The sequence below is a fragment of the Marinobacterium sp. xm-d-579 genome, from assembly GCF_013282935.1.
In the GTDB taxonomy this organism is placed as follows: domain Bacteria; phylum Pseudomonadota; class Gammaproteobacteria; order Pseudomonadales; family Balneatricaceae; genus Marinobacterium_E.
The window spans coordinates 240,061-263,872 of the sequence record NZ_WBYP01000002.1 but is presented as its reverse complement, the minus strand read 5'-3'; the positions used below and the strand labels follow the sequence as shown (position 1 = coordinate 263,872).

General features: G+C 49.0%; 24 protein-coding genes and 1 pseudogene. 10 read left to right on the top strand and 15 right to left on the bottom strand.

Annotated elements, in window-relative coordinates; all coding sequences use genetic code 11:
- Nucleotides 1–27: 27 nt before the first annotated feature.
- The 5 genes and pseudogenes from XMD579_RS04950 to dinG form a co-directional block, all read right to left on the bottom strand.
- The gene (locus tag XMD579_RS04950) at nt 28–483 is read right to left on the bottom strand and encodes a histidine phosphatase family protein (protein ID WP_173480813.1); all 456 of its coding nucleotides are present in this window, start codon (nt 481–483) and stop codon (nt 28–30) included.
- A 2-nt stretch (nt 484–485) separates the two neighbouring features.
- Nucleotides 486–1,508, bottom strand: coding sequence for an NAD(P)H-dependent glycerol-3-phosphate dehydrogenase (locus tag XMD579_RS04945; protein ID WP_173505972.1), 1,023 nt, complete (start codon nt 1,506–1,508; stop codon nt 486–488).
- A 14-nt stretch (nt 1,509–1,522) separates the two neighbouring features.
- The gene (locus tag XMD579_RS04940; RefSeq protein WP_173505971.1) at nt 1,523–1,732 is read right to left on the bottom strand and encodes a hypothetical protein; all 210 of its coding nucleotides are present in this window, start codon (nt 1,730–1,732) and stop codon (nt 1,523–1,525) included.
- 269 nt (nt 1,733–2,001) lie between these two features.
- Nucleotides 2,002–3,315 (bottom strand): annotated as a pseudogene (locus tag XMD579_RS04935) (DEAD/DEAH box helicase); the annotation flags it as partial.
- A 24-nt stretch (nt 3,316–3,339) separates the two neighbouring features.
- The gene (gene dinG, locus XMD579_RS04930; RefSeq protein ID WP_173482410.1) at nt 3,340–5,457 is read right to left on the bottom strand and encodes an ATP-dependent DNA helicase DinG; all 2,118 of its coding nucleotides are present in this window, start codon (nt 5,455–5,457) and stop codon (nt 3,340–3,342) included.
- Between the two features lie 151 nt (nt 5,458–5,608).
- Here dinG and lexA point away from each other — a divergent pair, with 151 nt between their 5' ends.
- The 3 genes from lexA to XMD579_RS04915 all read left to right on the top strand — a co-directional run bounded on the left by lexA (nt 5,609) and on the right by XMD579_RS04915 (nt 7,233).
- The gene (lexA, locus tag XMD579_RS04925; protein WP_173480808.1) at nt 5,609–6,220 is read left to right on the top strand and encodes a transcriptional repressor LexA; all 612 of its coding nucleotides are present in this window, start codon (nt 5,609–5,611) and stop codon (nt 6,218–6,220) included.
- A gap of 11 nt (nt 6,221–6,231) precedes the next feature.
- The gene (locus XMD579_RS04920; RefSeq protein ID WP_173505970.1) at nt 6,232–6,636 is read left to right on the top strand and encodes a SulA-like leucine-rich domain-containing protein; all 405 of its coding nucleotides are present in this window, start codon (nt 6,232–6,234) and stop codon (nt 6,634–6,636) included.
- Nucleotides 6,637–6,765: 129 nt separating this feature from the next.
- Nucleotides 6,766–7,233, top strand: a complete 468-nt coding sequence (locus XMD579_RS04915; RefSeq protein ID WP_173482408.1) for a thioesterase family protein — start codon at nt 6,766–6,768, stop codon at nt 7,231–7,233.
- Between the two features lie 2 nt (nt 7,234–7,235).
- Here the strand turns inward: XMD579_RS04915 and XMD579_RS04910 are convergent, their stop codons facing one another.
- The 4 genes from XMD579_RS04910 to XMD579_RS04895 form a co-directional block, all read right to left on the bottom strand.
- Entirely contained in the window at nt 7,236–7,745 is a 510-nt protein-coding gene (locus XMD579_RS04910) for a DUF6586 family protein (protein ID WP_173495446.1), read from the bottom strand.
- Nucleotides 7,745–10,384: a type I DNA topoisomerase gene (gene topA / locus XMD579_RS04905; RefSeq protein ID WP_173505969.1), complete on the bottom strand. Its 2,640-nt coding sequence runs from the start codon at nt 10,382–10,384 to the stop codon at nt 7,745–7,747. Before topA ends, XMD579_RS04910 begins: the two co-directional genes overlap by 1 nt.
- A gap of 157 nt (nt 10,385–10,541) precedes the next feature.
- Nucleotides 10,542–10,757: a DUF1653 domain-containing protein gene (locus tag XMD579_RS04900; RefSeq protein ID WP_173505968.1), complete on the bottom strand. Its 216-nt coding sequence runs from the start codon at nt 10,755–10,757 to the stop codon at nt 10,542–10,544.
- The gene (locus XMD579_RS04895; RefSeq protein ID WP_173480802.1) at nt 10,757–11,263 is read right to left on the bottom strand and encodes a hypothetical protein; all 507 of its coding nucleotides are present in this window, start codon (nt 11,261–11,263) and stop codon (nt 10,757–10,759) included. The genes XMD579_RS04900 and XMD579_RS04895 overlap by 1 nt, the downstream gene beginning before the upstream one ends.
- A gap of 60 nt (nt 11,264–11,323) precedes the next feature.
- Between XMD579_RS04895 and XMD579_RS04890 the strand changes: the two genes are divergently transcribed.
- Nucleotides 11,324–11,758 (top strand): universal stress protein, encoded by a 435-nt coding sequence (locus XMD579_RS04890; protein ID WP_173480801.1) that lies wholly within the window; start codon nt 11,324–11,326, stop codon nt 11,756–11,758.
- On the opposite strand, the gene XMD579_RS04885 is transcribed toward XMD579_RS04890, so the two are convergent.
- A complete protein-coding gene (locus XMD579_RS04885) occupies nt 11,755–13,644 on the bottom strand; it encodes an ATP-binding cassette domain-containing protein (RefSeq protein ID WP_173505967.1) in 1,890 nt (629 codons plus the stop codon). The two genes, XMD579_RS04890 and XMD579_RS04885, sit on opposite strands and share 4 nt — an antisense overlap.
- A 201-nt stretch (nt 13,645–13,845) precedes the next feature.
- On the opposite strand from XMD579_RS04885, the gene XMD579_RS04880 reads away from it, so the two are divergent.
- Nucleotides 13,846–15,648, top strand: a complete 1,803-nt coding sequence (locus XMD579_RS04880) for a transglycosylase SLT domain-containing protein (protein ID WP_173505966.1) — start codon at nt 13,846–13,848, stop codon at nt 15,646–15,648.
- Between the two features lie 43 nt (nt 15,649–15,691).
- Here the strand turns inward: XMD579_RS04880 and XMD579_RS04875 are convergent, their stop codons facing one another.
- Nucleotides 15,692–15,940 (bottom strand): glutaredoxin family protein, encoded by a 249-nt coding sequence (locus XMD579_RS04875; protein WP_371815186.1) that lies wholly within the window; start codon nt 15,938–15,940, stop codon nt 15,692–15,694.
- A gap of 142 nt (nt 15,941–16,082) precedes the next feature.
- Between XMD579_RS04875 and XMD579_RS04870 the strand changes: the two genes are divergently transcribed.
- The 4 genes from XMD579_RS04870 to XMD579_RS04855 all read left to right on the top strand — a co-directional run bounded on the left by XMD579_RS04870 (nt 16,083) and on the right by XMD579_RS04855 (nt 20,693).
- The gene (locus XMD579_RS04870; RefSeq protein WP_173505965.1) at nt 16,083–17,825 is read left to right on the top strand and encodes an alpha/beta hydrolase; all 1,743 of its coding nucleotides are present in this window, start codon (nt 16,083–16,085) and stop codon (nt 17,823–17,825) included.
- Between the two features lie 78 nt (nt 17,826–17,903).
- Nucleotides 17,904–18,281: a carboxymuconolactone decarboxylase family protein gene (locus tag XMD579_RS04865; protein ID WP_173480796.1), complete on the top strand. Its 378-nt coding sequence runs from the start codon at nt 17,904–17,906 to the stop codon at nt 18,279–18,281.
- A 23-nt stretch (nt 18,282–18,304) separates the two neighbouring features.
- On the top strand, nt 18,305–19,672 hold the full coding sequence (locus tag XMD579_RS04860) for an MATE family efflux transporter (protein ID WP_173505964.1): 1,368 nt from the start codon (nt 18,305–18,307) through the stop codon (nt 19,670–19,672).
- Nucleotides 19,638–20,693, top strand: coding sequence for a DUF3080 family protein (locus XMD579_RS04855; RefSeq protein WP_173482400.1), 1,056 nt, complete (start codon nt 19,638–19,640; stop codon nt 20,691–20,693). The genes XMD579_RS04860 and XMD579_RS04855 overlap by 35 nt, the downstream gene beginning before the upstream one ends.
- 1 nt (nt 20,694) lies before the next feature.
- On the opposite strand, the gene trxC is transcribed toward XMD579_RS04855, so the two are convergent.
- The 3 genes from trxC to tusA all read right to left on the bottom strand — a co-directional run bounded on the left by trxC (nt 20,695) and on the right by tusA (nt 22,017).
- A complete protein-coding gene (gene trxC, locus XMD579_RS04850) occupies nt 20,695–21,120 on the bottom strand; it encodes a thioredoxin TrxC (protein ID WP_173505963.1) in 426 nt (141 codons plus the stop codon).
- Between the two features lie 100 nt (nt 21,121–21,220).
- On the bottom strand, nt 21,221–21,781 hold the full coding sequence (locus tag XMD579_RS04845) for a ProQ/FINO family protein (protein ID WP_173505962.1): 561 nt from the start codon (nt 21,779–21,781) through the stop codon (nt 21,221–21,223).
- The gene (tusA, locus tag XMD579_RS04840) at nt 21,778–22,017 is read right to left on the bottom strand and encodes a sulfurtransferase TusA (RefSeq protein ID WP_173480791.1); all 240 of its coding nucleotides are present in this window, start codon (nt 22,015–22,017) and stop codon (nt 21,778–21,780) included. The genes XMD579_RS04845 and tusA overlap by 4 nt, the downstream gene beginning before the upstream one ends.
- A gap of 139 nt (nt 22,018–22,156) precedes the next feature.
- Between tusA and XMD579_RS04835 the strand changes: the two genes are divergently transcribed.
- Nucleotides 22,157–22,438, top strand: a complete 282-nt coding sequence (locus tag XMD579_RS04835) for an antibiotic biosynthesis monooxygenase (RefSeq protein ID WP_173480790.1) — start codon at nt 22,157–22,159, stop codon at nt 22,436–22,438.
- Here the strand turns inward: XMD579_RS04835 and rlmM are convergent, their stop codons facing one another.
- Nucleotides 22,439–23,503: a 23S rRNA (cytidine(2498)-2'-O)-methyltransferase RlmM gene (rlmM, locus tag XMD579_RS04830; protein WP_173505961.1), complete on the bottom strand. Its 1,065-nt coding sequence runs from the start codon at nt 23,501–23,503 to the stop codon at nt 22,439–22,441.
- Nucleotides 23,504–23,812: the final 309 nt, after the last annotated feature.

Sequence of the window (23,812 nt, the reverse complement as noted above, 5' to 3'; positions counted from 1 at the left end):
GTTTTCTATCAAATGTAAGCGGTAGGTTCAGGGGTAATGAGTAAACTGAGCAATGGAGCGACCCAGCCCCGCTGCAGGCAGATCACAATCGACCACCTCGATTTGAGCGGGCATAAACCCAACGCCAAAGCGACTTTCACCCTCAACGAGCGAGCTGAATAGACGACCCACCAAGGGCATGTGTGTCACTAATAGAACCCTGCTCTCATCGGGCAGAGATTGCAGATAGTTAAACACGGCTTCAGGCTCACCCTCAGGGGTAATCAGATCAAGAAGCAGAGCCTCCCGATTGGGCAGAAGGTTAGCTAATGTCTGCTGAGTACGCTGATAGGGGCTGACAAAGATGTGGGTCAATTCATCTAAGAAAGGCTGTAGACCTTCAGGGCGATTTTGCAGTGACGCCTCCCCATAAGGGGTTAAGCGACGTGATTCGTCTGGGAAGCCAGGGGCAGCCTCCGCATGACGCATCAATAGGATTCGCATGTTCAGGAACCCGAGAGTGTAAACTCAACATCGGCACTGTGGGCACCTTCCATCATCTTACCGATGACCACTTTGACGGGCGCCTGATTAAAGACTACCTCGTAGAGGCCACGCACAAGAGGCATGTAGACATCTTGCTGCTCTGCGTGCTCGCTCACCAACTTCAGTGTATTGACACCCTCAGCGACCTCTCCCAGCTCAGCCACTGCTTGATCCAACGACTTACCCTGCCCCAACGCATAACCAACTCGGTAATTACGTGACAGAGGTGATAGACAGGTCACGACCAGATCTCCCACACCCGCTAAGCCAAGGAAGGTCAAAGGATTAGCGCCCATGCTCACCGCAAGACGACTCATCTCTGCTAGAGAGCGCGTGATCAGCATGCTTTTAGTGTTTTCCCCCATACCCAATGCAGCACTCATGCCGGACGCAATGGCATAGATGTTCTTCAAGGTGCCACCGAGCTCCACACCGAAGGTATCAGCGCTGGCATAGACACGGAAATAGCTAGACTGAAGAAGCTCTTGAACCGTCTCTCGAAGATTCTCATCGTTACTGGCAATGACCGTAGCGGTCAGTTCACGCTTGGCGATCTCTTTGGCCAGGTTAGGGCCACTGATCACCCCAGATCGATGTGTTGGGCACTCCTGCTCCATGATCTGACTCATCAGACTGAAGCTAACGGCTTCAATGCCTTTAGTCGTACTGACGATCAATTGATCATCGCTGAGGTAGGGTTTAGCTTGATTCAGAACCGCTCGAAAGCCACTGCTTGGAATCGCAATAAAGACAACCTGAGCGTCTTTTAATGCGGACTCGATATCATCAGTCGCAACCAAGGAGTCGGCTAATGGGTAGTTGGGCACATAGCGATCGTTACAACGCTGCTGGTTAATATCATTAGCCAGTTCAGCTCGACGTACCCACAAGGAGGTCGGGATACCTTTTTCAGCCGTCATATTGGCGATGACGGTACCGAAACTCCCACCGCCTAACACGGCAACCTTAGTCACTGTCTGCATTACCTTTACCTAACTCAACCTAAGGAGTCTAAAATTCGTTCAACCAACTTGAACAGCATTCCAATCACATACCAAGAGATGATTGCTGCAACGAAAAAGAGGATCAGCTGAACCGGATCTCCACTATTGCTAAAGCCTAGCAAGCCAATCACTGCGAAGAACGCACTGACAATCATGGCCACTATTTTTTGAATACCCGCTAGGCCGTGACGATCACCACTCATTAACTGCGAGACTCCTTATCGTCGCTCTCTTCATTGATCTCTAAATCTAACTGCTCTTCGCTTGTCTCAGCAGCTGTTTCAAGGGGTAGCACATCAATCTCGCCAGCCGTCTCTTCTGATGAGACTTCCGTTAGGTCGACTGACTCATTTGCTAGAGGCTCTTCCGCCACTGGCGCGTCAACAACGGTTTCAGTTTCAGTCTCTGTCGCTTCCAATTCGGTCGACTCTGTTTCAACAGCCTCTTCCACTACAACACTGTTTGGATCAACCAGCAATTCAGCATCAGGGTGGATACAGTTCAATTTAACACCGGTCATCGACTCAATGTCTGGGATAAGGAACGAATCGTCTTCACAGGCAAAACAGATTGATTCACCGGTAGCGCCTGCACGGCCGGTTCGACCAATACGGTGAACATAGTCATCCGCATCTTCAGGAAGCTGATAGTTCACAACATGGCTCACACCATCAATGTGTATACCGCGACCAGCAACGTCGGTAGCCACTAGGACTTCGATCTTGCCACTGCGGAAACCCTCTAGGGTTTTGATGCGTTTGTTCTGTGGGATCTCACCCGACATCATGGCCGCTTTGACACCGTCTTTCTCTAGACGCTCTGCCAACTTACGCGTCTCATGACGACGGTTACAGAATACGATCGCTTTCTCGACGCCATTGATACGTAAGTAGTTACGCAGCAAGTTGTACTTCTCATCACTTGAGACAAGAAATACCGTTTGAGAAACGTTATCCGTAGTTTGATGCTCTGATTCGATCTCAATCGTGACCGGATCACGCGTCCACTGCGCCGCTAAACGCATAATCTCATCGGTGAAGGTTGCACTGTAGAGCAGTGTTTGACGCTCAGCGCCCTTACGCGGTGTTGAACGAATGATGGTACGCACATCGGGAATGAAGCCCATGCTCAACATACGATCAGCCTCATCCAGCACCAACACCTCTACGTTGTAGAGATCGATATCCTGATTTCTGACGAAGTCGATCAAGCGACCCGGTGTCGCGACCAAAATATCGACAGGCGCTTTGGCGAGTGCTGCACGCTGCACGTCATAATCCATGCCACCTACCAGCGAGACGATACTTAAACCAGTGTATTTACATAGGCCTTCTGCATCGGCTGCAATCTGCAGAGCCAACTCTCGTGTCGGTGCAATGATCAATGCACGGGGTTCACCCTTGCGCGGTTCAACATCCAACTTGAAGTCGAGAAGATCGGTAATGATCCCGATTAGAAAAGCTGCAGTTTTACCGGTACCGGTCTGAGCCTTACCAATGATGTCACGGCCTTGAAGTGCCGGCTTAATCGTTGCCGCTTGAATCGGTGTTGCGTACTCAAAGCCAAGCTCATGAATACCACGCATCAATGAGTCTGGCAGATAGAAATCGTGGAAACGATCCTTACCCTCTTGAGGCTCTACAACAAACTGATCAAGGCTCCACTCTTGCGAGCGACGAGGTTTGTCGTCACGGCTTTTGCGGGGACGACGACGCTGGGTGCGACGCCGCTTTTCATTTGAATCTTGATTACCTTGTTGCTGTTCAGGGTTGGTATCTGTAGTCAAAATCGGGATCTCTCAATCAATAGATCATTCAAAATGGCGCGCAAAAGGAGGAAGCGCATCGATCAACTGCTGTCCATAACGACGTGTCACGACACGCCTATCAAGTAAAACAACACGACCGGAATCATTCTCCGTACGCAGTAATCTGCCTGCCGCTTGAGTTAGTTTGATAGAGGCTGCGGGTACACTTATCTCCATGAAAGGGTTACCACCGCGGGCTTCTATCCACTCAGCCAAGGTCGCATCCACAGGATCATCTGGAACACTAAAAGGCAACTTGGTAATGATAACATCTTTTAGGTAGTGACCGGGTAGATCTACACCCTCTGCAAACGACGCCAAACCAAAAATAACACTGGGTTCGTCACGGTCGATTCTCGCTTTGTGCTCTATCAGCATCGCTTGCTTACTGAGTTCACCTTGAACCGTTAAACGCGACAGCAGTTTGGTATCCATTAACTCTTCGACTCGACGCATTTGGCGCCAAGAGGTAAACAGAACCAATACAGAGGTTAAATTGGGTAACTCTCGGTTAAGCCAATCAGCAACCTCTTCGGTATGAAGATCCGCTTTTGAAGGATCGAACTTCATTTTCGGGACATGCAAAACGGCCTTATTGGCGTAGTCAAAAGGACTAGGCATTCGCAGTGCTGGCGTATCCAAAGGGAGACCCAATTGAGTAAAGAGGGAATCAAACCGCCCAAGGGCCGTTAGCGTTGCTGAGGTTAAAACCGCACCGTAACACTGATCCCAGAGCAGATCTTGAAGATGGTTTTGAGCGGAGACAGGGGCGCTGTGAAGTTCAATATCGCGACCCGCTTCAGACTCATGACGAACCAACCACCTTGCAACTTTATCCTCTTCATTTTCAATATCTTGCGAAAAACTTCTACACAGCCACATCATCTTCTGGACACGGCTAAACTGGGTACTTAGCGGTGGCAACCAGCGCTCCCCTACACCCTTATCGAGTGCAGACTCTTCATCTTCCATCGCCCCTTTAAGGGCATTAATAATCTTCTCTAACTGAGGATCAACCTGTGATAAAAACTGAGCCAATTCACGTGTCAGGCTAGCCAAACTGTCGGGTACCCTGCCTTGCGGGTAGCGCAACCTGCGCTCATCCACCGGGAGTGGCAAAAACTGTTCAGAGACTAGATCGTCCAGACGCTGCAAATGCCCCTGAACCACATTGAGACTGGATTGAATACGACTGATTGGATCTTGCAAAACCAATGCAGAATCCGCTTCATCCAACAGCCCTTTTAACTGACGCTCCAGGGTTTTGAAGGCCTTTTCACTCGCTTTAACTCGCATAGAGAGCGCGAAGTGGTTAGTCGCCTTATCACCCAGATGATGCGCCTCATCAAATATGTAGATTGAATCGGCCGGTTCAGGAAGAATCGCACCACCGCCTAACGCCAAGTCAGCCAGTACAAGATCGTGGTTGACCACCAAGAGATCGGTTGTCTCAATATCGGCCCTAGCACGATAAAACGGACAGGCGTTGAAATGCGCACAGCGACGATTAGTACACTGCATATGGTCTGAGGTAAGCGGCATCCAGGTCTCATCATCCAGGTTGCGCTCTAGCTCATCACGATCACCCTTCCAACGACCACTGGCAAACTCATCCAACAGGCCGCTGTACTCTTTGATCTGTTCAGGCCCCAAAACTTGGGCCAACTCATCTTCAAACAGGGCTGACTGTGAAAGATCCTGCTGATTACTAAGAAGAGACTCTAATCGGCTAACACAGAGGTAGCGCCGACGCCCTTTAGCAATTTCGTACTTAAATTCAATACCGGCGTGCTCAGCCAACTCAGGAAGATCTTTTAATAAAAGCTGCTCCTGAAGCGCAACGGTAGCGGTCGAAATGATCAGCGTTTTACCTTTAGCCTGCGCTATTGGAAGTGCGGCCAGCAGATAAGCAATGGTTTTACCGGTGCCCGTTCCAGCCTCTACGGCGACCAGATGATTTTCACCCAGACGCTGACCCGCATCGTCCGACAAGATACCACCCAACTGCCGTGCGACCGCTGCAATCATATGCTTTTGTGCATAACGAGCCTTTAAATCGCGAGCATTTAGAAATGCGCGATAAGCTGTCTGTATGGTGGTTTGGGTCTCTTTGTTAAGCACATCGCCTCCGAATTAGTTGGCCATCATACAAAAATACTGGATATACAAACAGAAAAAACTTGACGACATTTAAAATACTGTATAAAAATACAAATACTGAATAAACAGACAGTCATTTAAATTCCAATCAGTACTGTCATAGGGGGCGTTTATGAAGCTTACAAATCGTCAAGAAGAGGTGCTGGATTGCATCCGTCGCCATATTGATGAAACAGGATTTCCACCTACACGCGTCGATATTGCTCGCGATCTAGGGTTTAAATCTGCCAATGCAGCAGAGGAGCACCTAAAGGCCTTAGCACGTAAAGGGGCCATTGAGATGATCCCTGGCACCTCTCGCGGTATCCGTATCGTCGGTGAAGAGGAGGAGCAGGAGGGCCTAGCGATCATCGGTCAGGTTGCCGCAGGTGAACCCATCCTCGCTGAACAACACATCGATGATTACTGCACCATCAGCTCAGACTTCTTTCGCCCAAGAGCAGACTACCTACTCCGTGTCCGCGGCATGAGTATGAAAGACATCGGCATTATGGATGGTGATCTCTTAGCAGTTCACCAAACACGTGAAGCACGTGAGGGTCAGATAGTCGTTGCTCGTGTCGGTGAAGATGTCACGGTAAAACGATTCCACCGCGATGGTCACATGGTCTACTTGATAGCAGAGAACGAAGAGTTCGACCCGATTAAAGTTGATCTTCGTGAAGAGCAGTTAACCATCGAAGGCTTGGGTGTTGGCGTAATTCGTCAACAGAATGACTTTTAAAGGTAATCACCATGATTGCTTACAATCAATTTGCACAGAATGATGCGGGTCTTAAACCACTGGTTTTGACTGAGCTGGTTCAGCACACCTCAGAGGTAAATCTGAACACCATGCTTCTGCCGATGCTTGCCGCATTAAGTCAAAAAGAGAGCTGGCTGGTTATGTTAGAGCCGCCAAAATCTTTGACTAAGCAGGTGCTGGCGGATGCAGGTGTCGACCTCAAAAAAGTGTGGATACTTCGTCGTGATAAGCGCCATGGTTTAGACAAACTGGCTCAGCGCGCACTGCAAGCGGGAACCTGTCACACACTGATCTGCTGGCACAATGACCCTGCCGATGACGCGTTAGTCAGCCAACTGAAACGCACTCAGATCTGTAGCGAAACAGAGTGTCTATTGGTACGTAAAAAAATTTAGCCTCCCCCTTTGCTGCGTTGTAGCAAAGACCCCCATAGCCGCTCTTTGAGCGGCTTTTTTATTTAGCTTGAATCAGACCCTGAACCATCATAGGCTCAATAGAGGAGTACCACTTACAAGGAGAATAGTGTGGGATCGCACAAGCCAAATCAGCAGCCGTATCAGTTAACCGACTTCCCTATCCAAACATTTGATAAGATCCGTTATGCCGATACCGATCGTCAGGGCCACGTGAACAATGCCGCATTCAGTACCTACCTAGAGACAGGCCGTGTCGAATTTCTCTACGATCCAAAAGACCCACTGGCCAATGACAATTGCGAATTTGTCATTGCCAGTCTGCATTTGAACTTTCTAGGTGAGATCACTTGGCCAGGACGTCTGGATATTGGCACCGGTGTAACTCGGGTGGGTACCAGCTCATTTGGGCTCTACCAGGTGTTGTTCCAAGATGACGTCTGTGTCGCGACGGCAGAGACGACCATTGTTCAGATGGATGTGAGCAGTCGCAAATCAGCCCCTCTTGCGGATGCAACAAGACACTATCTGAATGATCATCTCTTTGTGAAGGGTGTTGAAACAAAAGGAATGAACTGAGTTTACCACTCTTGCGCGTTAGAGCGATGTCTTAGAATCATCGCTCGTAACTGCTCAAACCAACCCTGCAACTGAGTCTCCAGTTGCTCCTCAAGGTTTGGTTCTTTGGCCAAATCTATAATTGCTATGTCAGATTGGCTAGCGCTCTCTTGCGAGGGAGGTAGGGGTTTATGAATAGCTTTGATGGCACTGATCAACTTAGACAACCAACTACCGGAATCCTGACAGAGCAGCTCCATCTCATCCAACTCACTGGAATGGATTCCCTGTTGCTTAAAAGCCTTGCTCAATTCAGAGGGTGTCGACTGGGTCAGCAGGACACGCTCACGTTCAGCCAACTCATTAAGATAGGCTTTATAGGCGCTGTCTAAATGAAACAGCGCAGCCTCTTGCAGGCCACGAAGCTTCATACGATTGGTCGATTCACCGGTCAACTCAGTGTTGATACCCACCAGCGCGTATTGTGCAAACGCGAGTGTTTGATTCACACGCTGGGAGTATAGGTCAGCCATTAACGCTTCTTAGCTTTGGCTGCTTCAATTTGCCACATACCATTGGTGAAGTAAGCTCTCCAACCAGTCGCCTTACCGTCAACTTCCGTCATAAGGTACTGCTCTTTGGTTTTGCGGCTGTAACGTATTTGAGCGGGGTTACCCTGCTCATCTTGCTGAGGTCCTTCCATTAAGAAGTGATATTTAGGGTCAATCGCATTTTTATGTGGAATCAACTCTTTGACCAGAGGTGCACGGGTCTCACGATTACGTGGGAATTGGCTTGCTGCCAGGAATAGACCACTGGCTCCATCACGCAGGATGTAGGTATCGTCAACCTTCTGACACTTAAGCTCCGGCATCGGAACTGGATCCATCTTAGGCGGAGCCACTTCACCATTCTTGAGCAGCTTACGTGTGTTTTTACACTCTGAGTTGGTACAACCAAAGAACTTACCGAAACGGCCCGTTTTAAGGTGCATCTCAGCGCTACACTTATCACACTCGACTACAGGGCCTTCATAGCCCTTGATACGGTAGTTACCCTCTTCGACCTCAAAGCCGTCACAATCTGGGTTGTTACCACAGATGTGTAACTTGCGCTTCTCATCGATCAAGTAGGAGTCCATAGAGGAGCCACACTTACCACAACGGTGCTTCTCTAGAAGCAGACGTGACTCTGCCTCATCGTCTGCATCCACTGCGACAACCTCATCACCAGGAATCAGGTTGATGGTCGTTTTACAACGCTCTTTAGGTGGCAAAGCATAACCAGAGCAACCCAAGAAGACGCCCGTCGTTGCCGTACGAATCATCATTGGGCGCTGACATGCTGGACAGCTGATATCGGTCTCGGTTGGATCATTGGCACGCATGCCACCATCCGCTGATTGAGCCGCTTCCAGTTCGCCTTCGAACTGTGTGTAGAAGTTGTTAAGAAGATCCTTCCAGTTGATGTCACCATCTGCCACATCATCCAGCTTCTCTTCCATACGCGCGGTAAAGCTGAAGTCCATAAGGTCTGGGAAACTTTCAGCCAGACGATCCGTAACGATATCGCCCATTTTTTGTGCATAGAAGCGACGGTTTTGAACTTCGACGTAACCACGATCTTGAATTGTCGAGATAATCGCTGCGTAGGTGGACGGACGACCAATACCGCGCTTCTCAAGCTCTTTAACCAAACTCGCTTCTGTGTAGCGCGGTGCCGGTTTCGTAAAGTGCTGGCTAGGGTCCAAGGCTTTAAGTTTTAGTGATTCACCCACCTGCATGTCAGGTAGGATCTGATCTTCATCCGATTTACCGCGGAAGTTCATCACACGGGTGTAACCGTCGAACTGCAAGACACGACCTTTAGTGGTCAGCTCATAGGCACCCGCTTTCACTGTGACACGGGTACTTAGGTAACGAGCGGGTGTCATTTGACAGGCTAGGAATTGGTTACGAATCAGGTCGTAGAGTCGAACTGCGTCGGCATCGACACCGTTCAATGAGTCAGAGGTAACATTGACATCAGATGGACGGATCGCCTCGTGCGCCTCTTGTGCGCCCTCTTTAGAGCTATAACGAATCGGCTGAGGTGGCAGGTATTCACCACCAAACTGAGAACCAATAAACTCTCGTGCCGCTTCAACCGCCTCGTTACTCAAGTTGGTCGAGTCGGTACGCATGTAGGTAATGTAACCCGCTTCATAGAGACGCTGAGCGAGCATCATGGTCTTCTTAACACCGAAGCCTAGACGGGTGCTGGCGGCCTGTTGCACGGTAGAGGTGATAAACGGCGCAGAGGGCTTGCTACTGGTTGGACGATCTTCACGATTAACAACCTCATAAGAGGCACTTTGCAGCGCTTTGACTGCAGCCATCGCCTGATCTTCATTGGTCGGTTTAAATGCCGCACCGGCCTGTTTAACGACCTCTAGACGAACCGCTTTATCACCTTGAGTCTGCGCATCCGCATGCAACTCCCAATACTCATCAGGAATAAAGGCACGAATTTCACGTTCACGTTCAACGACCAGGCGTACCGCAACGGATTGAACACGACCCGCCGACAGACCACGAGCGACCTTCTCCCAAAGAAGTGGAGAGACCATATAACCAACAACGCGATCAAGAAAACGGCGCGCTTGCTGCGCATTAACGCGGTTTAGGTCTAGATCGCTCGGTTTTTCGAACGCTTCATTGATCGCTTTCTTGGTAATCTCGTTAAAGACAACACGACGGTAGCGTGAATCGTCACCGCCAATCGCTTCGCGAAGGTGCCATGCAATGGCCTCCCCTTCACGGTCCAAATCGGTTGCGAGATAGATCTGATCAGCGCTCTTAGCCAGTTTGCGCAGTTCATCAACGACCTTCTCTTTACCGGGAAGGATCTCATAATGAGCTGCCCAATCCTTGTTGGGATCAATCCCCATACGGGCAATAAGCTGCTCTTTCTGTTTGCGCTTTTTATGCTCAACCTTCTGCTCTGGCGAGAGTTTGCGTGTCAAAGCAGCCTGTTTAGCGCGCTCTTTAGGATCAGACTTCTGGGCACTACCACTGGTCGGCAGATCACGGATGTGACCAACACTGGACTTAACCACGTACTGGTTACCAAGATACTTATTGATCGTCTTGGCCTTGGCTGGTGACTCCACAATTACCAGGGTTTTACCCATTTTTATCTACCTATTCAAAACTCTGTCTTTTTTTACAAATACGTGGAAACTGACTTCAGCGTCAAGTGAGCATTGCAAAAAATTTATCGGCGCAACAATACAGCGCTAAAAAATAAATGCAAATAAACGCCTTAATAATAAGTGCTAAGAGAGCTGTTTAGATCAGTGAAAATCGATCAACCACTTCCCCAGACTCTAAACGCACTTTTTCAACAAACATCTCATAGGGACGCACCCAGAGATCGAAGTTGCCATAGAGTGTTCGATAGACCACCATCAACTCTTCTGTCTCTGAGTGTCTGGCGGTTCCAATCACTTCGTAGTCATTGCCTTTATAGTGTCTGTAAATCCCTGGGGTTAACTCGCCGCTCATTAAATCATCTCCGTTAACAGTTGATTGGCCTTTTCACCTAGCTCATCCAGTGCGCCAGCCCGCTCGGGTTCGCGCCAATAGAGCGTCAGGTGAATGGCGGTTGATTCAACCGCAACGACCTCTTCAGGCAACTGATCAAGCCAATCACTGAGCGCTTTCAGCTTAGTAGGACTCAAAGATCTTTCACCCTTTGCCCAGGACCAGCCCTCAGGAAGGCCATCAGCGGCCATGGCGTCGACTCGAGCCACCATCCACTCAACCCACTGCTCTTTTGCTGATCGATCCAATTTGCCACGCAGCATACGGTAAGCCGCCATGTTGATAATTTCTGACTCCATCTCGCCCTTGGCTCTGGGTATCTCTAGACGCGATAGCTGCACCTGAAAACCGAGCTTGCGTGCCTCTAGTCTGAGCTTAGATTGGAAGCGCTGACGAGGACTTGGCATGACCCACATCATAGAACCGATCAAAGAGAGCATGATCAGAACAATAATTGCCCACTTCATATGTTAAAAACCTTCTTGTCTGCTATTAATAGTAGTAGGGACTAAACAGGGAGAATCACCATGAGTCACTACAATCGTATTCTTGTTGCCATCGACCTTTCTGAAGAGTCTGGTGTTGTGCTTGAAAGAGCCAAACTGCTAGCCGAACAGAATCAAGCTGAGCTCAATCTGATTCATGTGGTCGAGATTGTCAGCTACGCCTATGGCGGTGAGATCCCTGTCGACATTGCCGACATCCAAACTCAAATTGAGAACCACGCCGAGTCTAAACTGAGCGCCCTTGCCACCAGCCTTGGCTACCCTGTTAATAAAGCGATTGTCGCAACGGGCAACACTGGTTCAGAGATTCATGCCGTCGCGAAAGATCTTAAAACTGATCTCATCGTGATTGGCTCTCACGGTCGCCATGGTCTATCGCTGTTACTTGGGTCCACCTCCAATGGCGTTCTGCACGGCGCAGAGTGCGATATTCTGGCCGTACGATTGGGGCATTAACCCTCAGCCATCGCCTCTAACTCCATCCAGCGCTCCATCTGCGTCTCCAGCTGGGCTTCTAGAGTGCTTAACTTTTCAAGTTCAGCGGTGACCTCTTCATGAGGTCGCTGATAAAAGTCCGCTGAACCACAAACGGCCTGCTGCGCTTCAACGGCCGCTTCAGTCTGCTCCATCTGTTCTGGAAGCATGTCCAACTCTCGCTGCAGTTTATAGGTGAGTTTAACGGGCTTTTTAGCCTCTGCAGCTTCCTTTTTACCCGGTTTAGCTGGCTCAGATTTTGGTACAACACTCTGAGTCACTACATTTTTAGGTCGCTGACGTAACCAGTCGTTGTAACCGCCCACATATTCACGAATGACACCCTCACCCTCAAACGCAAGCGTGCTGGTGACGATGTTATCGAGGAATTGACGATCATGGCTCACCAACAAAAGAGTCCCTTGATAGTCGAGCAGAATCTCTTCGAGCAGCTCCAGTGTCTCGACATCCAAGTCATTGGTCGGCTCATCGAGCACCAACAGGTTCGAGGGCTGACTGAACAACTTAGCCAACATCACGCGGTTAGTCTCGCCGCCGGACAGGGCTTTAACCGGTGTGCGCGCACGCTCTGGTGTGAACAGGAAATCTTGAAGATAACTGATGATATGACGTGATCGACCGTTAATATCGATACTTTCACGACCGCCTGAGACGTTATCGATGATGCTCTTCTCGGGGTCCACTTGGCCACGCAGCTGATCGAAATAACCCACCACCAGTTGGCTACCAAGGCGCACATCCCCCTGATCCGGAGCCTGCTCCCCTAAAATCAACTTAAGCAGCGAACTCTTACCAATACCGTTCGGACCAATCAGACCGATGCGATCGCCTCGCTGAATACGCACTGACAGATCCTTAACGACTGGCTGTCCCGCATAACTCAGCGAGACATTCTGCAGCTCGGCCACCAACTTACCCGAGCGAACCGCCTCTTCCACATCGAACTTGGCTTTACCCTGACGTTCACGGCGTTCGGATCGCTCAACACGCAGCTGCTTCAGAGCACGAACACGTCCCTCGTTACGGGTACGACGAGCTTTGATACCTTGACGTATCCACGCCTCTTCCTGCGCCAATTTTTTATCAAACAGAGCAGCCTGCTTGGCCTCCTCCTCGAGCAATTTCTCTTTTTGCGTAAGGTAGGTTGCATAACTGCCTGGAAAGTCGACCAACTGACCTCGGTCTAACTCAATAATACGGGTTGCTAAACGCTCGACTAGAGCACGGTCGTGCGAGATAAATAGAAGCCCGCCTTTGTAAGCGGCTAATACCTCTTCTAACCACTCGATGGTCTCAATATCCAAGTGGTTGGTTGGCTCATCCAGCAGCAACAGATCAGGGCTTTGAACCAGTGCAGCCCCTAAGGCAGCTCGACGGCGCCAGCCACCTGAGAGTTCAGACATCAGCTTTTCGCCAGGTAGCTGAAGTTGACTAAGAATGCGATCCACACGCGTCTCAAGTGACCAAGCATCACGGGCTTCCAGATCATGCTGAAGACGCTCCAACTCATCGAGCGAAGCATTACTGTTAGCCAGTAATGTCTCGTAGCGATCTCGCAACTCAACCAGATCAGCCAAACCTGCTTCTACAACACTGCGAACCGATCGTTCATCGGCCGCGGGTAGGCTCTGTGGTAACTGAGCAATTCGAGCGGTTGGGCTGCGCCAAATGACACCGCTATCAACGTCCATTTCACCCGAAACGATTTTTAGTAGGGTTGATTTACCCGTACCGTTAATACCGACCAGCGCTACTCGCTCACCCGCCTCAATTTGCAGGTTTGCGTTGTCTAAAATTGCTCGGGTACCAAAGGCCAGAGAGACCTGATCAAATCGAATAAATGCCATGTGAGTCGCTTAATTGTAAAACTGGTCGCGTAGTTTAACTCAGTTGCTAAAAATTAACCTGACAAGGGGTGAAATTTTTGCAGATTTAAACCATAGTTAGTGCAGAGACTTATTTGAGTGCGAGCTTTGTTAACAACGAATAAATTGAACAAATACTTAGCCCCCATTCTCTTTAGCACTTTTGCCATCAGCATAGAATCCATGGCCAAAGGTAAAGAGAGTGCAGAGCAACTCGCATTTCTAAAAGCCGAGAGACTCGCCAAACTGGGTCGCTTAGATCTTGATGACCCCGCCGCTAAACAGCTCGAGTCTTACCCTCTCTACCCCTACCTAGTCTTCAATCAGTACAGTGCCGAACTGAATCGACTCAAGCCAGAGGATATTCAACAGTTTGCCAACCGGTACCCTGATTCACACTTAGAGGGGCTATTGCGTTTCAACTACACAGAGCATCTAGGGGAAAAGAGAGATTGGGGGGCATTCCTCAGCCACTACACTGAGATCGATTCCCCTAATACTGAGATGCAGTGTCGCTATGCCGAAGCTCTCTATCGACAAAAGCGCACAACTGAAGCCTCTAAACTTGCGGCATCACTCTGGAGTGTGGGCCGCTCTCAGCCAGACAGTTGTGATGATCTATTCAGACTGTTTAGAGCCAATGGTGATCTGACCAGCGATGTCGCACTCAAACGGGTTCTCAATGCGTTGGATGCCAACAAATGGGGACTGTCGGGTTATGCGCTGCGCTTTGTTAAGTCAGAGTCTGATCGTCGCATTGCTGATGCGGCTCGATCGGTCTATCGATCACCCTTTAAAGTCCTTCGAATGGGCAGCGGTTACTCAGCTAAGCAGCTCGCCAAAATTCAACGCATTGCGATTGAACGTGCGTATCGTCACGACCCATATGAAGCGTTAAATCTGTTGCTAAAACTGGGCAAAGGATTTGATCTGAGTCTGGCGGATAATTTACAAGAGCTCACGCGTGTTGGTGTAAGGGTCGCTAAGGAGCTTGATGCACATGATCGAATCAAACTCGCCAAGCTTGATCCAACCTTTGCCAGTGCTGAACTCACTGAATGGCGCATACGCTTAGCCCTGCTTGAACAGGACTGGCAGGAGGTCGCCACCCTGATTGCCAAGCTCCCTAAAGAGCTGCAAGACTCCCCTCGTTGGCAATATTGGCTAGCCGCACTCCCCAATAATCCAATGCGAACAGAGATATTAGATACACTTCGTACCAAACGCAGTTTTTACGGATTTCTAGCAGCTGATCATCTTGGGCAACCCGCTGATTTGAATCATGAACCGATCACGCTTGATCCAACCCTGCTAGCTAAATTAAGAGACTCCAAACACTATCTGCGCATTAAAGAGCTGACAGCGCTTGATCGCTATACAGTTTCACGATCTGAGTTTAATCGTTGGATAGAGACGATGTCTTCGAATGAGATCCAACACGCCGCGCACTTGATGAATGAGCTAGGTTGGTACCAACAGGGAATTCTAGCCGCCGCTTACCATGAGTTTTGGAATGATATGGACCTTCGCTTCCCAGAGGGGTTTGAGAGTCTCTTTATCAAACATGCCAATAAGCGAAATATAGACCCTATCTGGGCACAGGCTCTTGCTAGACAGGAGAGCGCCCTATTCCCCTGGGCTCGATCCAGTGTTGGTGCTAGAGGGCTCATGCAGCTTATGCCGAGAACGGCTAAGCGAACTGCCAAATCAATCAAGGTGAAGTATAAAAGTAGTAACCGCCTCTACGATCCCGATTTTAATGTACAGCTGGGTACGGCCTACCTAGCGCAGATGTATCGTCAATTTGATAAGAACCGGATCTATGCAACGGCAGCCTATAATGCGGGGCCTCATCGTGTCAGCCGATGGCTAAAGGGCCGTGAGGATTTGCCGTTGGAGATATTCATAGAGCTCATCCCCTTTGATGAGACGCGTACCTATTGTGCAGAATGTTCTCAGCTTCTCTGTCATCTACGCACAGCGTAAAGGCCAACCACGACAGATGCTTACACCGACCGAACAGGCTCTACTAGCACTCAACTGATTGAATAAACTGACTCAACTGCTCAGCATCAAACGGCCAATCGAGTGACTGCTTAGATTGAGGATCGACCAATACCGGTATCCGGGTGGCGTATTGATTCATCAACTCATCATCAAAGGCTATATCGACCAGATCCACTTCGTACTTTGACGGATCGATACCCGAGACCAACAGAGGGAGTGCTTGATCACACAGATGGCACCCCTCTGTCGTCATTAGTTCCAACAATTTCACGATTTAAAAATCCCTTAACATTAAAGCCATAGAGTAAGACTAACCTCTAACTTGTTCCCTACGAATCTTGGGGTTATTCTACGATAATATTTTGCGGTGCAACATTGACTGCATTAAACGTCATTCACACTGGAGTTTTACCATGGCGAATAAAGGTAACGGACCTACTGATCCTCAAGAGTTCATCAACTACGTAAGTCAAGAGACAAGCAAGATGCTTGAAAACTTCTCTGGCAAGGGTGCTGAGGATATGTTCTCTCAATTCACCAAGTCATGGACTGAACTTGCGACGCGTTCACTGCAAGATCCAACACTGTGGATGCGAGCAATCGCCGACTACCAGACTGCGCAGTTTAACCTATGGCGCAACTTGTTAACCGGTAATACTACTGAAGCACCGGTTGCTGAGCCAGAGCGTGGCGATCGTCGTTTCCAGGCTGAAGAGTGGTCAACGAACCCTATCTACGACTACATCAAGCAGTCTTACCTGTTGAGCTCTAAGATGCTGACTCAGATGGCTGAGAGCGCGAACCTATCGGATCAAGAGCAGAACAAGCTGGAGTTCTACACACGCCAGTTCATCGATGCTATGTCGCCAACCAACTTTGCAGCAACCAACCCTGAAGTTCTTCAACAGGCACTTGATACTAAGGGTCAGTCACTGCTTGATGGTATGAAAAACCTGCTAGCCGACTTTGAGAAAGGTCGCATCTCAATGACTGACGAGAGCGCGTTTACGCTGGGCGAGAACCTTGCGACAACCGAAGGCTCTGTTATCTTCCAGAACGATGTCATTCAGCTGATTCACTACAAACCAGAGGGTGAACAGGTTTACACTCGCCCGACTTTGATCATTCCACCGAGCATCAACAAGTTCTACATCCTTGATCTTCAGCCACACAACTCATTCGTTAAGTACTGTGTTGAACAGGGCCAAAATACGTTCCTAGTCTCTTGGCGCAACCCAACCTCCGAACAGTCAAACCTCAGCTGGGATGATCTTGTATCAGAGGGTATCTTCGAAGCCGTTCGTGTGACCAAAGAGGTCTCTGGCAGCGATAAGATCAACACGGTGAGCTGGTGTGTCGGTGGCACATTAACAGCAACTGCACTAGCAGTAATGGCGAAGCGTAAAGACACCAGTATCGCAAGCGCGACCTTCTTAACTACGCTGACTGACTTCTCTGATCCAGGTGATCTCTGCGTCTTCATTGATGACTATCAAGTCAAACAGCTGGAGCAGAAAGTGAGCCAAGCAGGCTTCCTAAACGGACGCGAAATGGCGACGTCGTTCAACATGCTGCGCTCGAACGATCTCATCTGGTCTTACGTTGTTAACAACTACCTAAAAGGTCAGACACCACCGCCGTTTGATATCCTCTACTGGAACTCGGACAGCACCAATCTGCCAGCGGCCATGTACACCTACTACATCAATAAGATGTACCTAGAGAACAAACTGGTTGAGCCGAATGCACTGGAGATCTGTGGTGAAAAGATCGATCTTGGCGAGATCAAGATCCCTTGTTACTTCCTATCGACCATTGAAGACCACATTGCCCCTTGGAAAGCGACCTTCAAAGCGACAGAGACCTTTGGTTCAGAGATCGAGTTCGTCCTTGGCGCAAGCGGTCACGTTGCCGGCGTAATCAACCCAGCTTCTAAAAACCGTCGCAACTACTGGGTTAAAGGTGAGCAGGGCCAAGGCGCTGACCACTGGTTTGAAACCTCTGAAAAAGTTGAAGGTTCTTGGTGGCCAAACTGGGCTGAGTGGGTTCGTCGTCGTGCTGGTAAAAAAGTGGATGCACCGAAAACTCTGGGTAGCAAAGAGAACAAACCGCTTGAAGCCGCACCTGGTAGCTATGTAAAAGTTCGTATCGATTAATCTTCCAAATCGATGTAAAAAACCGGACACTGTGTGCCCGGTTTTTTTATGTGTGACTGAAACGATCAGGAGATCAACATGGATAACTTTTTTGATAAGGGTTTAGAGATGCGTCGCAGCACACTGGGTGCTGAATACGTTGATAAAAACCTAGCCGCTGCTGATGACTTTAACCGCCCCTTTCAGGAGGCGATGACCGCTTGGTGCTGGGGATTTGGTTGGGGCGATGATGCCATTGATCCCAAAACACGTTCGTTAATGAATCTAGCGATGCTTGGCGCCATGGGCAAAAGTCACGAATGGGCAACCCACTGCAAGGGCGCATTGAATAATGGTTGCAGTGTTGACGAGATTCGAGCAGCTATTCATGCCGTCGGCATCTATGCCGGTGTGCCTGCAGCCGTTGAGTGCTTTCGTATTGCACGGACAGTGCTTGAGGAGGCAGGAGAGCTTTAAGCGCCCCTGATACAAGAAATAGCATGTCATTTTTTCCGCCCAACTCCAGAGTAGAGATCAAGCAGCTACTACACCTTGCCTGGCCCATGCTGCTGGCTCAGTCCTCGCAAACAGCGATGAGTCTATCCGATACTCTGATGGCCTCTTGGGCGGGCGCTGAAGAGCTGGCAGCTATCGCTCTGGGCTCCAGTATATGGACGCCACTCTCGCTATCCTTAGCAGGCGCTATGATGGCATTGACTCCGATCGTGGCACATCATGTTGGCGGAAAACGTGAAGAGGAGACCGCCTCAGAATTGTTTAACAATCTTCTGATCACACTTGCGATCGGCGTGCTCAGCTGGCTTTTCATCAATGGCGCCTCTGACTGGATTCTTACCCTACTGTCTGTAGAACCGGCTCTGAAATCCACAGCCAATGACTATCTGTTTGCGATCAGCTGGGGCATACCAGGCATGCTGCTCTATCAATCGATCAGGGCTTTTGCTGAGGGACATGGGCAGACAAAGATCGTCATGAAAATTGGCATCAGCGCTGTACTGCTCAATCTACCTCTCAACTACATACTCATCTTCGGCAAACTGGGTATGCCTAAAATGGGCGGCGTGGGCTGTGGATGGGCGACAACGATTGTATTCTGGTACATGTTCATAGCCGGTGCTGCTTATCTGATCTACAGCCGCTATTTCAAACCGTTGAACCTCTTCAAACAGACCCTCAAACCGAACAGAGAGAAGATCAAACATCAGCTCTCTATTGGCATACCGATTGCCGCGAGCCTTGGTGTTGAGACCACCATGTTCTGCCTGATTGCGCTCTATTTGGCCGATTACGGTGCAACGGTGATCTCTGCTCACCAGATCACACTCTCGATATCGAGCCTGATCTTTATGATGCCGCTCTCACTCTGCTTGGCCGTCACCATTAGGGTTGGCCAGCTCAATGGCGCTAAACGCTTTGCTGACGCCCAGCAAGTAGGATTCCTGGGACTGCGCATCGCCCTTTTGATCGCCTGCTTCAGCTCAACGATTCTGTTTATCCTGTCCGATGGCATTGCTGCACTCTTCTCTAAAGATGCTGAACTCATCGCCATCGCCTCAACCCTGCTTAGCTACGCTGCACTCTACCAATTCTCCGATGCGCTCCAGCTGACCGCGAATGGCGCACTGCGCGGATACAAGGATACTCGAATCCCACTGCTGATCGCGTTTATCGCTTACTGGATACTTGGGCTACCCAGTGGGTATATCATTGCCGAACATTTAGAGATGGGGGCTGTTGGTTACTGGTTAGGCATACTCATCGGCTTAAGCTTTGCCGCCGTACTACTGATAAAACGACTCTATAAGCTATCCAATGAAGCACTGGTTAACCCTCCTAATTTCAACTAGTTTTATCGCGGGCTGTATCGATACCGATCCAGCCCAGTCCCTGGTTGAGACCTATGCCGAGCGGACCAGTCGAGCCATAGATATCGATTTTGATCTTCAACTGAACAAAACCTCTAAGCTCTACCCCATTCTTCCCGATCGAAGAGAGCGAACTGAAACCCTGAGACCCATTACCGAAGGCCTGATCGATGTTCTCGATCTTAAGCAGTGCGGGCTGATCGATCTAATCGCACAGAGAAACACCAGCCTTGGCAAATTGGCCGGTGGCTCACAACGACTGATTTACGAACTGGGGTTCATCCCAAAATTACGCAGCTGTCAGAAGCTGCTCACAGGTGACAGTAGTCAAACTGATGTGTTAGCGCGTGTTCAAGAGATCAATCAGATCAAGAGCGATAACTGGCCAAAGCAGATATGGAACAGCCTATACAGCAGCCCAGAGATGGAACAACACTTCTCACTGGGGGCTGCACCACTGTTACCCGATGCAGACTACTCAACCTCAGAGTTAATGCTGACAATGCAGCGCTTTGCTGAGATCGCTGAAACCCAAAACAATACAGACTGGCAAACACCCTCTTTTGCCAATGAGCTAGAGCGTGACTACGAAACGCTCTATCGATCCAATTTCGGATCAGAGTGGCTCGCCAGCATGGCACTGTTAACTCAGGTTTTAGAGCAGACCTCAGAAGCGATTAACCAAAGACTCAATGACAGACCGATCTGCTTTAATCAGAGGCAAAACCAGAAGTCAGAGATACTCTGGAACGTCTTTATGAAGTTTTACGTCAACAGTTTGCAACCCTACATCGCTCAGGTTGAACGTACAGGCCGCCAATGGAGTAACCTTCATCAAGCCATCATCGCGTCACTCAACCTCCCTCAAAGCCGATGGCTAGACACCTATACCCATCCCGAAGGAGAGGTCTGGTCTAGGTATCTAAAAGCTCGAGAGAACCACACCCAATCTTGGCAGAATATTTTGGATCAGTGTGGACTTCGTCCGGGTAATCAGAACTGAATTAACCCACCCACTGCTGCAGCTGGCTGATGTTCATTGCGCCCGACTGACGCTTAACCTCTTTACCGCCCTCAAAACGGACAACGGTTGGTAGGCTTCTGATGTTATAGCGAGCGGCCAACTGTTGATTGGCTTCGGTATCAACTTTAACGAAGCGCACGTTTGGTTCAGTGCGTTTTGCCACTTCGGCAAACGCGGGTGCCATCATTCGACAGGGTCCACACCAACCTGCCCAGAAATCAACAATAACGGGAATATCCGTATTGCGAATAAACTTAGCGAAATTCTCTTCGCTCAGGGCGATCGGTTGCTGAGTAAAAATCGCTTTTCGGCATTTACCGCAGGCAGGCCCTCTATCGAGCTTATCTTTAGGCACTCGATTGGTTGCTAAACAGTGGGGGCAGCTGAGATTAACTGATTGACTCATAACATCTCCTATATCATTAACTACTAATATATAGGCAGAAATTCAGAGTTCAAGGGGAGAGCAAGACAGAGCAGCGAGCACCGCTGCCCTGGCTAAGCGATTAGAACTTCTTAACGAGAGCTTCTAGTTTAGAGGTAAGACGCTCCTCTTTTTGAGCAACGCGTTGTTGTTTACGAGCCTCTTGATGGCGCTCTTTACGGCGCTGCTTGTATTCGTCTAGCTTAGCTTTAGCGTGTTTTTCGTCTTCAGAAGTCACTTCAGCTACTTCAGCACCGGTCAAATCGACACGCTGAGCGCCAACAACCATTGACTGAAGGTAACGTGGGTTACGAACATAAGTCGCTAGCGCACGCTTAATCTTACCGCGACTTACTTTTTCATCCGCCACTAAGTCCTCTTGAATACCAATTTTCAGAGGCTTGGGTTCTTCCAGGCTAAATGTGTTGGGGTAAGCGGCAATAAGCAGTTCGACTGCGGCTTGGTTAGCTTCACGGTTTTTATTGCGAGGCTTAGCTGTGTTCTGTTCTGTCACTGTTTTATTCTCTTGAAGTTGACGAGGTTCAGTTCGATCAACTTGTTGTTCAACTCTGATTAAAATCTCTTCTGCCTCTTGCAGAAGACGCTCTGTATCAGAGGCTATCTGTTGAATGATTTTACTCATCCACCTTTCCGTATTCGATAGATGAAAAGATCATCCTTCACTTCATGACTGACCAACTCGTGCCCTAAGAAGTTACAAAACTTTGGGATATCACGCTCTGTAGAGGGGTCCGTCGCGATCACTTCAAAGAGATCACCCGTTTGAAGTTGAGCAATTTTACCATGCAACATCATCACTGGCTCTGGGCAGTAGAGGCCGCGCGCATCCAGCTGTTCAATGGGTTTTTCAATGCTCATTGCACTATCCTTTCAATCAAGTCGCGCATTGTCGCAAATAGTTTTTAAAAACTCCAACGAGTTTAAGCCCGATTCACCTTTACCTAGACAAATCCGAGCGCTATTCTCAAGGTATAACAAGTAGTTAGAGGACAAATCGATGATCAAGGTTTTTATAAACCGCAAGGTTCCTGCCGAACTAGAGCCACAATACACGGCCATTGCTAAAGAGACTCTGCAAGCGTCTATGCGCTCACCAGGCTTTATCAAAGGTGAGGTCATGCATGACATCAATGACCCAGAGCACCGCTTAGTCATTGCCACTTACAGCACACTGGCTGACTGGGAGCGTTGGTATCAATCTCAAGAACGTCTTGAACTGATGAACAAACTCCGCCCTATGTTAGAGCGTGACGAGCTGATCAAAATCTACGAGCACTGATTAGACGTCTAACTCCAGGTAGCAAGTGATCTCTTCACGGTCGTGGTAGAGATGCTTGCTGACCAGACGGTAGGGTTTTTCATGCTCCTGAAGAATCATCTCCAACTGCTCTATTCGATCTGATACTTCAATGTAGCGCTTTTTCATTGGCAACTTTAAGTTGAAGATCAAACGATCAGCCCAGCCATTAATGGCCCACTTTGCCATCAACTCAATGACACGTGTCGGTTTATCAACGACATCACACACCATCAGATCCACTGGCTTAGCGGGGGCAAAGGTAAAGGCATCCTCGCGTTGGTGATCAACCTGACCGGTCTCCATTAGATCACCCTTCATGGGCCCATTATCAACCGCTGTGACAAACATGCCGCGTTTAACCAGCTGATAGGTCCAACCACCGGGGGCCGCCCCCAAATCCACTGCTTTCATACCGCGCTGCAACCTCTCATCCCAGGCTTTTTGTGGGATAAAGTAGTGCCACGCCTCTTCAAGTTTTAATGTAGAGCGGCTCGGTGCATCGGCTGGGAATTTAAGACGTTTAATCCCCTGCTCCCATTTGGAACTGTTATTGATCGGACTGACACCGACCCAAATCTGATTATTTTCGAGCAGGAAGATATGTAGGCGATAATCCGCTTTCGATTTTCTCGGCAATAAAAGATCCTGCTGTCGTAAAAAGCCTGCTGCAGCACTACCGAGTTTTTTAGCCAAACCATTAAGGTTGCGGCCATCAGTAGTATCAGCACTCTCAACCAACAACTCAGAGGCTTTGGGCAGCTTAGCAACCGCTTCACTGATGGGTGTTAAACGATCTTTTGACGAAACGCCCTGTAGCATAGGCTCACAGGCGATCCATTGACGTGCAAAGATGAGGTCGCGAAAGCGCAACTTACTCATCAACTGCAGTGCGTTGTGAGGGGAATTGATCACAAACTCTATATAACCCGCCAAATCATCAAACTTCGGATAACCGTAAACTCCAACCTCCGCCGCTTTCACTGATATTTCACTGGCGGCTTCACTCTCAAAGCCACTGCGACAATAGATAATAATGTGATTCAAAGGAACCTCTCCCTAAAACAGAGGCGACAGTTTAACGAGTTAGCCGTCGTAATAGCAAAAATCAGTCACATTCATGAAAATTGATACATATCAAAAAAGCGTTATTTTTGATGAATCAACAAATTGACTAAAATCGAACAAATAATAAACAGATATATAGTTTGAACCAATCGTAATAAACAATTAAATCAATAAATATCAGTAACTTATACTAACCAAGAATCATATCCGCCTTTTTAAAATTCACGACAATAGCCTTATTAGATAATACTAATGGATAGCTACAACGCCCTATTTAAGGGCGTTTTG

Bases quoted from the DNA above. Each gene is read 5' to 3' on its own strand.
- XMD579_RS04950 (WP_173480813.1), bottom strand. From the start codon at position 483: ATGCGAATCCTATTGATGCGTCATGCGGAGGCTGCCCCTGGCTTCCCA.
- XMD579_RS04945 (WP_173505972.1), bottom strand. From the start codon at position 1,508: ATGCAGACAGTGACTAAGGTTGCCGTGTTAGGCGGTGGGAGTTTCGGT.
- XMD579_RS04940 (WP_173505971.1), bottom strand. From the start codon at position 1,732: ATGAGTGGTGATCGTCACGGCCTAGCGGGTATTCAAAAAATAGTGGCC.
- lexA (WP_173480808.1), top strand. From the start codon at position 5,609: ATGAAGCTTACAAATCGTCAAGAAGAGGTGCTGGATTGCATCCGTCGC.
- XMD579_RS04920 (WP_173505970.1), top strand. From the start codon at position 6,232: ATGATTGCTTACAATCAATTTGCACAGAATGATGCGGGTCTTAAACCA.
- XMD579_RS04910 (WP_173495446.1), bottom strand. From the start codon at position 7,745: ATGGCTGACCTATACTCCCAGCGTGTGAATCAAACACTCGCGTTTGCA.
- topA (WP_173505969.1), bottom strand. From the start codon at position 10,384: ATGGGTAAAACCCTGGTAATTGTGGAGTCACCAGCCAAGGCCAAGACG.
- XMD579_RS04900 (WP_173505968.1), bottom strand. From the start codon at position 10,757: ATGAGCGGCGAGTTAACCCCAGGGATTTACAGACACTATAAAGGCAAT.
- XMD579_RS04895 (WP_173480802.1), bottom strand. From the start codon at position 11,263: ATGAAGTGGGCAATTATTGTTCTGATCATGCTCTCTTTGATCGGTTCT.
- XMD579_RS04890 (WP_173480801.1), top strand. From the start codon at position 11,324: ATGAGTCACTACAATCGTATTCTTGTTGCCATCGACCTTTCTGAAGAG.
- XMD579_RS04885 (WP_173505967.1), bottom strand. From the start codon at position 13,644: ATGGCATTTATTCGATTTGATCAGGTCTCTCTGGCCTTTGGTACCCGA.
- XMD579_RS04880 (WP_173505966.1), top strand. From the start codon at position 13,846: ATGGCCAAAGGTAAAGAGAGTGCAGAGCAACTCGCATTTCTAAAAGCC.
- XMD579_RS04870 (WP_173505965.1), top strand. From the start codon at position 16,083: ATGGCGAATAAAGGTAACGGACCTACTGATCCTCAAGAGTTCATCAAC.
- XMD579_RS04865 (WP_173480796.1), top strand. From the start codon at position 17,904: ATGGATAACTTTTTTGATAAGGGTTTAGAGATGCGTCGCAGCACACTG.
- XMD579_RS04860 (WP_173505964.1), top strand. From the start codon at position 18,305: ATGTCATTTTTTCCGCCCAACTCCAGAGTAGAGATCAAGCAGCTACTA.
- XMD579_RS04855 (WP_173482400.1), top strand. From the start codon at position 19,638: ATGAAGCACTGGTTAACCCTCCTAATTTCAACTAGTTTTATCGCGGGC.
- trxC (WP_173505963.1), bottom strand. From the start codon at position 21,120: ATGAGTCAATCAGTTAATCTCAGCTGCCCCCACTGTTTAGCAACCAAT.
- XMD579_RS04845 (WP_173505962.1), bottom strand. From the start codon at position 21,781: ATGAGTAAAATCATTCAACAGATAGCCTCTGATACAGAGCGTCTTCTG.
- tusA (WP_173480791.1), bottom strand. From the start codon at position 22,017: ATGAGCATTGAAAAACCCATTGAACAGCTGGATGCGCGCGGCCTCTAC.
- XMD579_RS04835 (WP_173480790.1), top strand. From the start codon at position 22,157: ATGATCAAGGTTTTTATAAACCGCAAGGTTCCTGCCGAACTAGAGCCA.